Source organism: Seonamhaeicola sp. MEBiC01930 (assembly GCF_045277075.1).
In the GTDB taxonomy this organism is placed as follows: Bacteria; Bacteroidota; Bacteroidia; order Flavobacteriales; family Flavobacteriaceae; genus Seonamhaeicola.
Genome location: NZ_CP104270.1, coordinates 128319 through 143500, shown reverse-complemented (window position 1 = coordinate 143500; position 15182 = coordinate 128319). Strand labels below are relative to the sequence as shown.

Genomic DNA, 15182 nt, shown 5'->3' with positions numbered 1-15182 from the left:
GCTATAAAAGATTCGTGTAATTATATATTTTGATGTTTTTCGCTTTTAAATCAAACATTAAATTGTACAATCCAAAAAACGTTCTATTCATATAAATGAAATGTTTAGAACCTCTATTTCCGTTCATTTTTTTCAAGTCGGTACTTTTAGAATAGCGTTCTCCTAATTCGGCAATTTTCCCAAAGAATGTTTCGTCAGAAAAATCAAATGTATCTTTTTGAAATGGTTTAGTAAAAAGACTTAACATCTCATGAAACATTTCTGTAAAAAAGTTTAATTCTTCTATGGTATCATCTTCTTTTAAAATTTCGAGCTCATAAAGTTTATCAATAAATATTTCTTGGTTGCTGATGTTTTGTGATATAGCAAGTTCAAAATAGGGTTCATAAAATGCTTCAGGTATGGATTTCATGCATCCAAAATCTAAAGCTATTAATTCTCCTAGTTCTGAAATTAGAAAATTCCCCGGGTGCGGGTCCGCATGTACTTTTTTCAAATTATGAATTTGAAACATGTAAAAGTCCCAAAGAGCTTGCCCAATTTTATTTGCTATTTCTTGATTTGTATTATGTGCTGTAAATTCAGAAAGGTGTTCACCTTCCATATAGTCCATGGTTATTATACGTTCTGAAGAGAGATTTTTATAATATTTTGGGAATATTAGGTTAGAAATGTGAGAACATGCAATAGATATTTCTTTGCTTTGTTCAATCTCTAAAATATAATTGGTTTCTTCTACAAGTTTATTTTCTACTTCTTTAAAATACTTGTCAGAATCTTTACCTTTAATGTTAAACATGCTCATGGCAATAGGTTTTACCATTGCCAAATCTGAAGCGATACTTTCTGCAACTCCAGGGTATTGGATTTTCACAGCAAGTTTTTTCCCGCCTTTAAACGCAATATGTACCTGACCGATGCTGGCCGCGTTTACTGAAGTTGCATTGAAAGTATCAAATAAATCGTTAGGATGTTTTTCAAAATATTTTTTAAAAGTTTTTATAACTAATGGCGGTGATAATGGTGGTACAGAAAATTGTGCTAAAGAAAACTTTTCTACATAAGCTCTAGGTAAAATGCTTTTTTCCATACTTAACATTTGTGCTACTTTAAGCGCACTACCTTTTAATTGTTTTAAGCCGTCATAAATGTCTTCTGCATTATTTTTATTTAAACGGTCTTTAGCTTCTTTCTCAGTTTTTACAATTTTTTCGCCATAATATTTCAAATAATTAACACCAACTTTAGCACCCGTTGACACTAATTTAGTTGCTCGTTGTATTTTTGATGTAGGTATACTATCGATAGTCTTCATAAATTAATTCATTTGAAATTTTTCTTTAAACAAAAATTTACCCAAGTCTAAAACGCTTTTAATTGGAGCGATGTCTAAAACATCAAATGTTGTATTTACAGATTTTTCAATAAAAATATCTGTCTTTTCAAAGGAAGGAGAAGTATCTTCTAACCAGAATTTTATTGTTAGTAATAATTGTAACCATGCCGATTCTTTTAAAGCTTTGTCTTGAATTTTTTCAATCTGTTCTTGCTTAAAATCAAGCATTTGTATACCCAGTTCCCCAATGTAGTTAGTGAAGTGTTTTTTTAGACTAGAAAACTTTTTGAAACTTTTTAAATCTTTTTTGTGATTTTCTAATACGTATTTTACATAACTTCTATTTGCAGTAATGTTTTCAAAGAATGTATAATAAAAACTTAAAAGTTTGTTTCGTGCATCAAAGATTTTATAATCTTCACTTTGGTTTAAAACACTAAATGAATTTGTACAGAAAGCTTCAAAAATATGACTTTCTATCATTTCGAATGAAGCAAAAAACTCGTAGAATTTTGATTCGTCAAAGTTATGCTTTCTAGCAAAAGTAAAAATGGTTTTAGGGTTCTGATTATGTTCTAATACATAATCCATGTACCAAGTGATTATGTTATTCTTAGATACTATTTTTTTCTTTGCCATATTAATTTTTTATACGGTAAAGATATAAAATGTTTAACAAAAAATAAAAAAAGTTAAACAAAATAACTTATTGTGTTATAAAAAAATCTTATATAGTTTTAGAAACATTGCTCATTTTTAATCAATTAATAATTCTCACTATGGTGATTACAGCAAATATTGGAGTACTTATATACAAGTGTTGCAAATGTTTTAGGTGCAATACATAGGATAAGATTCATGAAGTATTTGCTCTTTAATAGATAATAATATGATTTGAAAATTATTTTACCAATATATAGTTATACCCTAAGCAATTTTTTTCTAAGTAATGTAATGGTAACAAAAAAGGTAATTGAAGACACCAAAAATCTTACAAATGAAAGAGCAGAAATACAACACCTTATTTTAAGCTTTTGTTAACAGTATGCGATTTTTTAATGATTAATTTTATTGTCATTAAAAATATAACTTAAAACAATCTAATAATGAAAAAGCTTTTATTACTTTTTATGGCATTTGCTACTATGAGCATGGTAAATGCACAAGTTAAAACCCCTGCACCCAGTCCGTTTTCTAAATTAGAACAAAAAGTGGGTCTAACAGATGTTACTTTAGAATACTCTAGACCAGGAGTAAAAGGGAGAACAATTTTTGGAGATTTAGTGCCTTATGGAAAAATATGGAGAACTGGTGCAAATGCTAGAACCAAAATAACTTTTAGTACAGATGCGGTTGTTGAGGGGCAAACCTTGAAAGCCGGCTCTTATTCAATTTTCACCATTCCGAGTGCAGAATCATGGGACGTTATTTTCTATAATGATGGAAAGGAATTTGGAACTCCACAGGAACTAGATGAGGCTCATGTTGCAGCTAAGGTTACTGCAAAAGCTTATCCAATTGACGCGTTTAGCGTGGAAACTTTTACTATAGATTTAAATAATCTAAGTAATGGCGGTGCTAGATTAGAATTCATTTGGGAGAAAACATGGGTAGGTGTTGATTTTGAAGTGCCTACTGATGATGCGGTGGTTGCTAGTATTAAGAATGTAATGAAAGGACCAAGTGCTAATGATTATTTTAGATCTGCAGTTTATTACTTAACAGAAGGAAAAGATATTAAAAAAGCACAAAAGTGGATTGACAAAGCTGTTGACATGACAAAAGACAAACCTCGTTTTTGGTTTTTAAGACAACAATCTTTAATTCATGCTAAAGCTGGAGATAAAGCAGGAGCTATTGAGGCTGCTAAAGCATCTTTGTCGGGAGCTGAAGAAGCAGGAAATGCTGACTATGTAAAAATGAATAAAGCGTCTCTAAAAGAATGGGGAGCAATGTAATCTAAACCTTTTAGAGTATTAGATTTTTAGACAAATAAAAAAGCGCAACTATGAGTTGCGCTTTTTTATTACCATGAGCTCGTTTTAGGTTTTCATAATTAGGGTTTATTAACTATTGTATTCAATATTTTTTTTAATGATATCAGAATTTTATAGGTGAAAAAAAATTAAATCCAATTAGCAAGTCTAATATTCTAAACCAATAATTTTTCTAACTTTATCTAATAGTTTAATTAAATTTCTACTGAACTCAAAAGTCATAATATCACTTTCAGTCTTCCCTTGTTGAATAAGAGTATTAAAGTGGATGGCTTCGTAATTATAGCCTATAGTATTGTAGTCAAAATCAATAATATTTTCCTTTCCGTTAACAATTTGTGAAACTGTAGATGGTTGATGAAACATTCTATTAATTTTCAAGGTGCCATTCTCAAAATAGAAAGTAGCTTCGGTTGGAGTATTTTCAACTAATGAGCTTTTAAGAAGGGCAGTAGCTCCATCCTCATATTCAAAAGTTATATCACAAGTTGAGTCAGTATCATTTTCAAAAAAAGTGGCATTAGCCTTAATGTTTTCAGGAATACCAAGTGTAGACAGTGCAGCAAAAATTGGGTAAATGCCGATATCTAATAAACTACCACCACCTAAAGATTTTTCAAATAATCTAGATGAGGTGTCAAAAGCTCTATAAAAGCCAAAATCGGCTTCTACCTTTAATAGTTTACCATAAGTTTTACTTTCAACAGCATCTAAAACATATTGGTAGTGTGGTAAAAAAAAGGTCCAAAGGGCTTCCATTAAAAGTACATTTTTTTCCTTGGCCTTTATAATCATTTCATCAACTTCATTGCCATTCATTGCAAAAGGTTTTTCGCATAAAACAGCAATACCATGTTCTAAGCAAAGTAGAGTGTTTTCTCTATGCAGTGTATGAGGCGTGGCAATGTAAACAGCATCAATATTTGGGTCTTTTGCTAAGTCTTCGTAATCGGCATAGGCTTTTGCTACATTATATTGAGTGGCAAAATTGTTAGCTTTTTCCTTAGTTCTAGAGGCTACTGCATATAGGTTGGCATCAGCAATAGTTAGTAAATCGGTAGCAAATTTGTGAGCAATTTTACCAAGACCAATTATGCCCCAGTTAATGGTTTTAGACATGTGTTATGTTTTTAATTCTAATAAATGGCTGAAGTGTAATGGCAATAAGCATCACAAGTGCACATCCAAATAGGTTTAACCATAAATAGGGCATCCAGTCGAACCACCAGCCAATAATAACAATTATTTGTGTAATTATTGCTGCTGTAAATACAGCATTTGCCTTGATATGTTTGAAGAAAAATGCAAGTAAAAATATGCCTAGAACATTGCCATAAAAAATAGAGCCTATTATGTTTACTAACTGAATTAAGTTTTCGGCTAGATTAGCAAAACAAGCAATAACTATGGCTATAATGCCCCAAATTAGCGTGAATATTTTGGTAGCATTTACCATGTGCTTTTCATCTTTATTTTCTTTAAGGCTTCTACCATATAAATCAATAGAAGTAATAGTAGCTAAAGCATTAATTTCTGAAGCCGTTGAGGACATGGCAGCAGATAATATTACAGCAAGTAACAAACCTATTAAGCCTTTAGGTAAGTATTTGAGAATAAATGTAATGAACATATAGTCTCTGTCATTCGTTTTGGTATCCTTGGCTGATTCTTTATACCAACTAATTAATTCCGCTTCTTTTTCTTTATAAGCTATACTGTTTTTATCATTATTTAAAACCAATAATTCATTACTTATTCTGTCATATTTATTAGCATATGCGGTATCAATAGCCCTCTTAATTAAATATTTAGATTCCTGACGATATGTTTTTTCAATACTATCTAGCTGAAAAAGCTCTTGTCTTAAGTTGTTATCGTCAGTTTTAGTTAATTCTAGAGTGATCGCTTTTTTATTATTGAAAAGTGTATTTTGTTTTTCTTGAAGTGTTTGATATTCCTGTGAATATTTAGAAGTTAAAACTGCTTTTGTTGATGAGTCAATAAAGTTTAATGGAGGTGGATTAAATTGATAAAAAACAAAAACCATGATACCTACCAATAAAATAAAAAATTGCATTGGCACTTTTAATAACCCGTTAAAGATTAAACCCATCTGCATTTCCTTTACTGATTTGGCAGAAAGGTAGCGTTGTACCTGACTTTGATCGGTGCCAAAGTAAGCCAAAGCTAGAAAAGTACCTCCAATTAATCCAGACCAAACGGTATACCTGTTTTCTAAATCAAAAGAAAAATCTAAGATTTCCATTCTCCCATTTGAACCTGCTATATCTATAGCCTTTGTGAACGAAACATCATCAGGAATTAAGTTTAAGGTTATAAATAATGCGGCTAACATTCCAGCAAAAATGACAAACATTTGTTGTTTTTGAGTTACGGTAACGGCTTTGGTTCCACCAGAAACGGTATAAATTATAACTAAAATACCTATGGCAATATTTAAATAAGTGATATTCCAACCCAATACTACTGATAGGATAATGGCGGGTGCAAAAATGGTAATACCTGCTGCTAAACCACGTTGTATTAGAAATAAGATAGCCGTTAATGTTCTGGTTTTTAAATCGAATCTACTTTCAAGAAATTCATAAGCGGTATAAACTTTTAATTTATGATACAATGGAATAAAAACCATACAAATTACAACCATTGCTATAGGTAGACCAAAATAAAATTGTACAAAGCCCATACCGTCAGAAAAAGCTTGTCCTGTAGTAGATAGAAATGTAATGGCACTGGCTTGAGTTGCCATTACTGATAAACCAACGGTCCACCATTTTGTTGAGTTTCCTCCTTTAATATAATCTTGAGCGCTGTTTCTTCCTCTTGTTTTCCATGTGCCATACCCAACAATAGAGAGTAGTGTAATAGCTAAAACTGCCCAATCTATCCAATTTAATTGCATACTAAAAGGCTTTCATGATTAAATAAAACAATATAAAGTAAATAGCATTTGCAATTAAAACAATAGAGTATAGTTTTAACCAAGGTTGTTTAGATTGGTTGTTTTCTTCCATGTTTAATCGTTTATTTTGTCTTCAATTTTAATATTGTCTTTACCTAATGATACCATATTGGCAAATAGTCTATAAGCTCCTGAAACTCCTGCAGGAAATTCTCTAAAAAAACTTAGACCAGTATAGATATAATGACCTTTACCATATTTGGCTACTAATAAACTACCATTTTTAGGGCTTTCATTTTTGTCATTCATAGAGAGAATTGGGGTAAATTCTTTTCCCCATTTATTTGGGAAATACAATCCACGTTCTTGAGTCCAACCCTCAAAATCTTTTTGGCTAATCTTGTTGGGAAAGTTTAGTACTGAGTGCTCAGGGTTTACAAACCTAACTTCGGCATTTTCGTCCGTAACACGATCTCTTGATAAGTTTAGTTCAAATGGGGCTAACCTATCTACGCTTAACCTTCTGGAAGTATTGTACTGCACAATCATGTTACCACCTTTTGAGACAAAATCAAATAAGGTTTCTTGTTTAAAGTTTAGTTCTTCAATGGTGTTGTATGCTCTTATTCCAACAACAACGGCATCAAACCTACCAAGGGTTTCACTATTAATCTCTTCTGGCTTAAGAACTCTAACATTATAACCTATTTGTTCTAAACTTTCGGGAACAACATCACCAGCACCTTGAATATAAGCTATGTTTTCACCTCGTTTTGTTATATCTAAGCGTACCACCTTACTTTCACTAGGAACTAAGACTGTTTGAAAAGGAATATGATTATATTCAATTTCAACTAGCTCTCTAGTATAAGTGTTTTTGCCAACATGAACTATGGGACTAATAAATCCTTCGCTTTGGTTTTTAGGAGGAATAATGGTAAATACCAAACTCTGTTTTTCTCCTTTATGTTTTATCGATACTTTTTGATTTTTAGTGTAAACACTCCAATCATTTGGGTGACATAATTCTACATGACCTTCTAAATTGTCTTTTCCAGCTTGTACTACAACTGTAACATCATGAGGTTTGTCGTTTTCAAAAATGACCACTTTTTGTGAAATTTTTGCAGAAGCCTCTGGGATGATTTCAAACGGTCGGTACAATTCGCCTTTATTTGGTTTTGAATAACGATGAATAACATCTTTTTCAAGATTCATTGTGTATCCATCAATATCAACAATAAAACTAGCTTGAAGAGCTCTTTTTGTTTCAGGGTCTCCAATTAGGGTTTCATCATTAACCTGATACATCCCTAAAGTTCCTTTTGTTTTTAACCAATACGGGCTTGTAGTTTCTAATTCTGAAGGAATAATACTGTTGAATGTGAAATTATGTTTTTCGTTATTTTCAAGTGAAATATCTAGGTTTTGAGTTTGATTAAGAGGAGAAATGCTAATACTTTTTAAACTGACCTTAGTATCACTTCTTTTTAGAACTTCAATATTAATTTTAAGATCATTATTGGTTGAAATTGAAGGTGTTGATGCCGATGCCTCAATATATAAACCAGCCACCATTTCTATAATAGCTTTAAGCTCCTTTGTTTTTTGAGTCTTCCAATGTAAATCTTCAATATTCTGAAGCAGTTTATAGGCTTCAACCAATTCAGAAATATGATCTGAAGGATTCTTGAAATTGAAGTTAACTTCAACTTTATTTAGAATGTCTCCAATTGCTTTACCGCCTTTAACACGATTCCATGATGTGTCAATTCCTGAAAAAATATCATTGTTTTTTGCAGGGTCACCTTTAATAAACTCTATATATTCTTGTTGAGACCCCCTTTGTGATAATCTTCCAAACCCTTGACATAAATGCTGACTTCTAGATATTGCAGCTATTTCATTATTAGATAAGCCTTTTAATGGATAATAAACACCAACATCAAAATGTATCATGTTGCTTTTGTCAAGTTTGTCAAATTCCTCTCGTCCATAGCGCCACCAACTAGTGTTGTAAAATAAACGTTTAGGTTGCCAGATTCCTGTTTCTTTTATTAATCCGGGGTATTTACTAGAGTCGTTTGCAAGATCAAAGGCTTCAATGCTTAACATTGCAGAAGTGGTGTGATGCCCATGAGTTCTGCCAGCTCTTTTATGATCAAATCTGTTAATTATAACATCTGGTTTAAACTTTCTTATAGCAAGTACCACATCACTTAAAACTTCATCTTTGTTCCAAATTTCTAAAGTTTCATTAGGATGTTTAGAATATCCAAAATCATTGGCTCTTGTAAAAATTTGTTCACCACCATCAATTCGTCTAGCTGCTAATAATTCCTGAGTTCTTATAACACCTAAAAGCTCTCTAATTTCTGGTCCGATAAGGTTTTGTCCCCCGTCTCCTCTGGTTAATGATAAATAAGCTGTTCTAGCTTTTACATGATTGGATAAGTAAGAAATTAAGCTAGTGTTTTCATCATCAGGGTGCGCCGCTACATATAAAACAGACCCTAAAAAGTTGAGTTTTTGTATGGACTCATATATTTGAGATGATGAAGGAGTTTTTTGCTTTTGAGCGTTTAAACTTGTAAATGAAAAGCATAATAGTATAAAAGCAGCAATATGTCTTTGCATAATGAATTAGTTAGGTAAAAATCAAATATAGCAAAGTATAGTTCTGTATGGTTGGGTTTTAATGTTTCTTTAACTTAATGATTATTTGTTCTAATTCTTAAAAGTGATGGTAATTAAAAAACCGCTTTGATAATTCAAGCGGTTTTTTAAAAAAAAATATTTAAACTGGTTTTTATATGCAAGTAATCCTTAATTAATCTTTAATTACATAGCGGCTTTATAAATAGAAATGGTTTCTTTTAAAGTAACTTCTCTTGGGTTTCCACCAGTGCAGACATCTGCTAGTGCATTTTTGGCCATTTCTTCAAAATCTTTTTCCTTAACACCTAATTCTTTAAGTCCAGATGGTATTCCTACAGATTTAGATAATGCTTTTATGGCCTCTATAGCAGCATTAGCTCCTTGTGTATCGCTCATTTCTAAAACATTTATACCCATAGCTCTAGCTACTTTTTTTAATTTATTGGAACAAGCAGGTATATTAAACTGTTCTACATGTGGCAGTAAAATAGCGTTTGCTACACCATGAGGTAAATCATACATACCACCTAGCTGATGTGCCATAGAATGTACAAAACCTAACCCTGCGTTTGAAAAAGCTTGACCTGCAATGAATTGTCCCCATGCCATTTTACTTCTGGCTTCTAGGTCTTTACCATCAACAACTGCTTTTTCTAAACTTTGAGAAATTAATTTTATGGCCTCTAAAGCTAATGCGTCTGACCAGCCAAAAGCCCCTTTTGTAACATAAGTTTCTATTGCATGAGTTAAGGCATCCATTCCCGTTGCTGCGGTTAATGAGGCTGGTTTGTCTAACATTAATGTTGGATCATTTACAGCGATAGAAACTAGGCAATTTTTATCTACCATAACCATTTTTATATGGCGTTCTTCATCTGTAATCACATAGTTAATGGTTACTTCGCTAGCAGTTCCTGCTGTAGTGTTTATTGCTATAATAGGTAAGGAGGCATTTTTAGATATGTGAATACCTTCATAATCTTCAATATTACCACCATTGGTTGCAAGAATACCAATAGCTTTACCGCAATCCTGGGGAGAACCTCCTCCAAGGGTTAAAATAAAATCACATTTATTTTCTTGGAGTAATTTTAAACCGTTATTAACGTTTTTTACTGTTGGATTTGGTTGAACATTGTCAAAGACTACAAATTCAATGTTTGAATTATTCAAAACATCAAGTACTTTTTCTGCAATACCAATTTTGACCAAAACTTCATCTGTAACAAAAAGTGCTTTCTTGTATGATGATGATTTTAGTTCTTCTCCTAAATCATTTAATGCCCCAGGACCGATTAGGCTCAGTGGAGGTAGGTATATTCTTTTGCTTTGTAACATTCCTTTGTGTATTAAAAATTATTTAGAACAAAAGAAGAAAATGTATTATTTGTTTAATATGATTTTTATCACATATTGCAACAATTTTAATTTATGTTAATCCATAAAAATAAGGGAAATGATTTATGATAATTAACCTATTTAACAAACAAAATTTAGGCTATACTATTTGTATGGGCAAGATTGAAAGTAATCTTGAAGGTTAAAATTTCTGTTTTCAAATGTTAGGGGTAGAATTTTAAAATGTTTTATTCTGTCTATTCTAAAAGCCCTATAATTATTACGTAAATGACACCAGGCAATTAGAATCCATTTATGATTGGTAGAATAGAAAGCGTAAGGTTCTATTTTCCTGAAAGTTGTGTCATAATCATCTGCTTTTTGATAATTGATTTCTACGTAATTAAAATTTGTTATGGCTAATTGAATTTCGGAGAGTGCGTCACTTGAAAATTCTTCATATTCCCAATTAAAAACGCGGATTTTATCATTTAGTAACTCACTTTTTTCCTGAACAGAACTTTTGAAAACAGACTTGATTTTGATTAATGCTTCATTGAAGTCAGTAACAAAAGATACATCTTTAGATTGATTAACTATATGTTGGGCGGTAATTAAAGCATTAGCTTGCTTTTCTGTGAATTGAACCGGAGGAACAGTATAATGATCCATTATGCTATAACCACGACCTTCAATAGTGGTAACTGGCACCCCTGCTTCCTCTAATTTTCTAATGTCTCTATAAATAGTCCTTATACTAACATCATATTTTTTAGAAAGTTCCGTTGCTGTTAAAAGGCGTTTTGATTTTAACAGGGTGAGAATGGATATAAGTCTGGGTAATTGTGACATAATAACAAAGATAGCGAACCAATAAATAATTCGCCATCCTATAGTTTTTTGATTGAGTTTAGGTTATCATTTCTGTAAATAATGACATGAAAATTTAAAAAATTTAGGTTAATTCCACGAATGCAGTGCAATTCTGTTGCCTTCGGTATCTATAAACTGAGCCATAAAGCCATTTTCACCAATATTTGTTTTTTGCATTACTATTTTGCCACCAGCTTCTTCAACTTTACTCAAAGGAATAGTTAAGTTGTCACCGCCATTTAAATAGATAGTTGGTCCATCACTGGTTGGTTTTTGACCTTCACCTTCAATTAATCCGCCACCAACACCATCGGCATCATTGTCATAAGTAAACATGCCATATTTTATATTTTGTTCTGGCATGTGGTGATCTTTAATTTCAGAACCTATTACGGTAGTGTAAAAATGTTTAGCACGTTCGTAATTAATAACAGGAATTTCAAACCAGTTAATTGCGTTTTTCATTTGTTTTTTGATTTTTAAATTAAACTTATACGCAAAATTAAATGAGTTTGTGTCGTTTTATGTCAGGGGTGTGTTTTATTTAAAAAATTATCAGTAAAATAACTTATTCCTTATTGAATAATGCCTTAATTTCAGGTTTGCTAAGTTCAATAAGAGAGAACACTGCAAGCAGAATTCCTAAAATTCCAGTAAGACAATTAACAATTGCAATAGCAAAAATGAAGTTGTAATTTTTTATTTCCTTTAAATATTTTGCCGCAAATAATGTAAGAATTCCAAGGGCAACACAAATTATAAGACCTATACTGGCAATAATTATAAATATCCACGCGAAGTTAAAAGGAATTTCATTATTAATATTTTGATTTTCAATTACACTATTGAAAAAGAACCCTATGGCTCCATAAAAAATAAAGAATACCGAAAAGAAAAGTGTTAATATGCCCTTTATAATAAAAAGAATTCTGAATGTATTTAGGTTATTAGATTTTGTTTTCATTTTGTTTAAATGTACATTTTACTATACTAAATTACCTGTTTTTTAATTCAAAATCATGATTAGGGAGCTTTATTTTTTAGTAATAGTTTTTATGTAGAAAAATATAAAATGTTTATTAAAACCAAAAAAAGCGCATGTGGTTCACATACGCTTATTAGCTATTAATCAACAAGAATATAGAAAGTTGATATGTCTTGTTGAGATGACAAAGATAAATTGGTTCAAATTTAAAAAGATTGATGTATGTTAATAAATCTAGTTAAGAGGTAGTTCTTTTCTAATTCTACTCAAACTTTCCGTTGTTATACCTAAATAAGAAGCTATGTGATAATTCTTTACCGTTTTTTCAATATTTGGGTAAGATTGAATGAAGTTTAAATAACGTTCAGAGGCTGTTAAAGAAAGTTCTGAAAGGATTCTTTTTTGAAAAGCAGAAAAGGCTTTTTCCAATTTTTTTCTAAAAAAAGATTCAACCTTTGGAATTTGATTGTATAAGTGTTCCTTTTGCACATCAGATATTCTGTATACTACAGCATCTTTTAGTACTTCTATATTCATTATGGCGTTTGAATTGGAGAAGAAAGCAGTATAATCACTCATCCACCAATCTTTTATACCAAATTGTACTGTAAAATCCCTTCCTTGAGAATCTGTATGATAGGACCTTAAACAGCCTTCAAGAATATAATATTGCCTGTCAACTTTTTCACCGGCTTTAAGTAAAATAGTTCCTTTTGTGTAGGTTTCTCTAGTAAATATTGAATCTATCATTTCAATTTCTTTTTCAGAAAATGAAACGTCCTTAAAGATTTCTTTACTAATAGAGAAGTTTGAGCCCATTATTAAGCTTATTATGCTATAAAATACATAATTTTTTCATTATAATAAATTCTTATAGGTAGCTTTAATTAAAATTAGTTAAACGGTAGAAATCATAAAAAAACCACCCTGCTTTTGCAAAGTGGTTTTGGATATATATAGAATACTGACAAAGTCAGTATGACAAAGCTTTACTTTATCATATCATAGCTACGCTTAATAAAATTGGTAAGCTCTTCACCTTTTAATAGGCCTTGAGATAAACGTGCTAAATCTAAACTTTGATTAATTAAACGCTCCTGTTTCTTCTTAGTTTTTGTGTTTAGAATTTCGCTAACTAATTCATGATTGGTATTAACAATTAAATTGTACATTTCTGGCATATTACCCATACCAAACATGCCACCACCACCTCCAGTAGCCTGCATTTCTTTCATTCTACGCATAAACTCTGGTTGTGTTATAATGAAAGGAGACGCTTCACTATCCATAGCTTCCAATTGTACCATGAATTTTTCAGAAGGAACCACTTCTTTTAATAATTCATCAAGAGATTTCTTTTGATCTTCATCTAATTTAGAAATGGTGGTATCATCTTTCTTAATTAAATTATCAATATGATCACCATCAACGCGCGCAAAAGTTATATTTTCTTTTGTTGTTTCTAACTTCTGAATTAAGTGAGATACAATTGGAGAATCTAATAATAATACTTCATAACCTTTAGCCTTAGCAGCCTCAATATAACTGTGTTGATCATCTTTATTTGCTGCATAAAGAATCACTAATTTATCATCTTTATCTGTCTGGTTAGCTTTTATTTTATTGTATAACTCTTCGTAAGTGTAATACGTACCATCAACTGTAGGGTATAATGTAAAGGCTTCTGCTTTTTCAAAGAATTTTTCTTCCGAAAGCATACCGTATTCAATTACTACTTTAATATCGTTCCATTTAGACTCAAAATCTTCTCGGTTATTATTAAAAAGTGATTTTAGTTTATCTGCAACTTTTCTAGTGATGTAAGATGAAATCTTTTTAACTGCTCCATCAGCTTGTAAATAAGAGCGCGATACGTTTAATGGAATGTCTGGTGAGTCAATTACACCTCTTAACATGGTTAAGAATTCAGGAACAATGCCTTCAACATTATCAGTTACAAAAACCTGGTTTTGATATAGTTGAATTTTATCTTTTTGAATATTTAAATCATTCGTCATTTTAGGGAAATATAAAATCCCTGTTAAATTGAACGGATAATCTACATTTAAGTGGATATTGAATAAAGGCTCTTCAAACTGCATTGGATACAGTTCACGATAAAAACTAGTATAGTCCTCGTCTTTTAAATCTGCAGGTTGTTTTGTCCAAGCTGGATCAGGATTATTGATGATGTCATCAACAGTAATTTGTCTGTGCGGTTCTTTTGTTTCTTTGCCATCCTTATCTGTAATGGTTTCTGGCTCATGCTCAGGGTCATTAATTTCCTTAGTTCCAAATTTAATTGCAACTGGCATGAACTTGTTGTACTTAGTTAAAAGTTCACGGATTCTTCCGTCTTCTAAGAACTCTTCTTCACCTTCAGAAATATGAAGAATAATTTCTGTACCTCTTTCTGTTTTATCATGGGGCTCTAAAGTAAACTCTGGCGACCCATCACATGTCCAATGAGCAGCAGGTTCATCTTTGAAAGATTTTGTAATAATTTCAACTTTATCAGCTACCATAAAAGCAGAGTAGAATCCAAGACCAAAATGCCCAATAATACCTGAATCTTTTGCCGAATCTTTGTATTTGTCAAGAAATTCTTCAGCACCAGAAAAAGCAACTTGATTAATATATTTCTCAACCTCCTCAGCAGTCATACCTAAACCTTGGTCAATGATATGAAGTTTTTTGGCCTCTTTATCAATTTTAATCTCTATTTGTGGATTGCCATATTCTACTTTGGCTTCTCCAATATTGCTTAGGTGTTTTAATTTTAAGGTAGCATCTGTTGCATTACTAATTAACTCACGCAAAAATATTTCGTGATCACTGTATAAAAACTTTTTAATGAGTGGGAAGATATTCTCTACCGAAACATTAATATTTCCTTTTGTCATGATATCTATTGTTTTATTCAATTTATTATTATGTTTTTAGGCTATTCAAAAAAAATACCAAGTATTTAAATGTGACAAACTGACACAGTTTTAATAGGGAATACATTTTTGCGGTTTAATTGGAATTTAAATACAGTTATTGTACTTTGTATAACCTAAAATAAATACT

12 protein-coding genes are annotated in these 15182 nt (G+C 31.3%); 1 reads left to right on the top strand and 11 read right to left on the bottom strand.

The annotated features are described in order from the left end of the window. Window position 1: 1 nt before the first annotated feature. Together N1F78_RS00670 and N1F78_RS00665 are read right to left on the bottom strand one after the other, a co-directional pair. Window positions 2–1315, bottom strand: coding sequence for an ABC1 kinase family protein (locus N1F78_RS00670; protein ID WP_406684275.1), 1314 nt, complete (start codon window positions 1313–1315; stop codon window positions 2–4). A 3-nt stretch (window positions 1316–1318) separates the two neighbouring features. After that, a complete protein-coding gene (locus N1F78_RS00665; RefSeq protein WP_406684274.1) occupies window positions 1319–1975 on the bottom strand; it encodes a TetR family transcriptional regulator C-terminal domain-containing protein in 657 nt (218 codons plus the stop codon). A gap of 467 nt (window positions 1976–2442) precedes the next feature. Here N1F78_RS00665 and N1F78_RS00660 point away from each other — a divergent pair, with 467 nt between their 5' ends. Next, entirely contained in the window at window positions 2443–3294 is an 852-nt protein-coding gene (locus N1F78_RS00660; RefSeq protein WP_406684273.1) for a DUF2911 domain-containing protein, read from the top strand. A 186-nt stretch (window positions 3295–3480) separates the two neighbouring features. Here the strand turns inward: N1F78_RS00660 and N1F78_RS00655 are convergent, their stop codons facing one another. From N1F78_RS00655 to htpG, 9 genes are all read right to left on the bottom strand, one after another. Next, entirely contained in the window at window positions 3481–4452 is a 972-nt protein-coding gene (locus N1F78_RS00655; RefSeq protein ID WP_406684272.1) for a Gfo/Idh/MocA family protein, read from the bottom strand. Beyond that, complete coding sequence (locus N1F78_RS00650) at window positions 4445–6256, bottom strand: sodium:solute symporter (RefSeq protein WP_406684271.1); 1812 nt, start codon at window positions 6254–6256, stop codon at window positions 4445–4447. Before N1F78_RS00650 ends, N1F78_RS00655 begins: the two co-directional genes overlap by 8 nt. A 114-nt stretch (window positions 6257–6370) precedes the next feature. Further along, window positions 6371–8893 carry a PIG-L family deacetylase gene (locus N1F78_RS00645; RefSeq protein ID WP_406684270.1) on the bottom strand — a complete coding sequence of 841 codons (2523 nt, stop codon included), beginning with the start codon at window positions 8891–8893 and terminating at the stop codon, window positions 6371–6373. Between the two features lie 204 nt (window positions 8894–9097). Continuing rightward, window positions 9098–10252 (bottom strand): iron-containing alcohol dehydrogenase, encoded by a 1155-nt coding sequence (locus tag N1F78_RS00640; protein ID WP_406684269.1) that lies wholly within the window; start codon window positions 10250–10252, stop codon window positions 9098–9100. 165 nt (window positions 10253–10417) lie between these two features. Further along, window positions 10418–11104 carry a helix-turn-helix transcriptional regulator gene (locus N1F78_RS00635; protein WP_406684268.1) on the bottom strand — a complete coding sequence of 229 codons (687 nt, stop codon included), beginning with the start codon at window positions 11102–11104 and terminating at the stop codon, window positions 10418–10420. A 108-nt stretch (window positions 11105–11212) separates the two neighbouring features. Further along, on the bottom strand, window positions 11213–11590 hold the full coding sequence (locus N1F78_RS00630) for a VOC family protein (RefSeq protein WP_406684267.1): 378 nt from the start codon (window positions 11588–11590) through the stop codon (window positions 11213–11215). A gap of 103 nt (window positions 11591–11693) precedes the next feature. Next, window positions 11694–12089, bottom strand: a complete 396-nt coding sequence (locus N1F78_RS00625; protein WP_406684266.1) for a hypothetical protein — start codon at window positions 12087–12089, stop codon at window positions 11694–11696. 255 nt (window positions 12090–12344) lie between these two features. Next, window positions 12345–12929, bottom strand: a complete 585-nt coding sequence (locus N1F78_RS00620) for a Crp/Fnr family transcriptional regulator (protein ID WP_406684265.1) — start codon at window positions 12927–12929, stop codon at window positions 12345–12347. A 170-nt stretch (window positions 12930–13099) separates the two neighbouring features. Then, window positions 13100–15013, bottom strand: coding sequence for a molecular chaperone HtpG (gene htpG / locus N1F78_RS00615; protein WP_406684264.1), 1914 nt, complete (start codon window positions 15011–15013; stop codon window positions 13100–13102). Window positions 15014–15182: the final 169 nt, after the last annotated feature.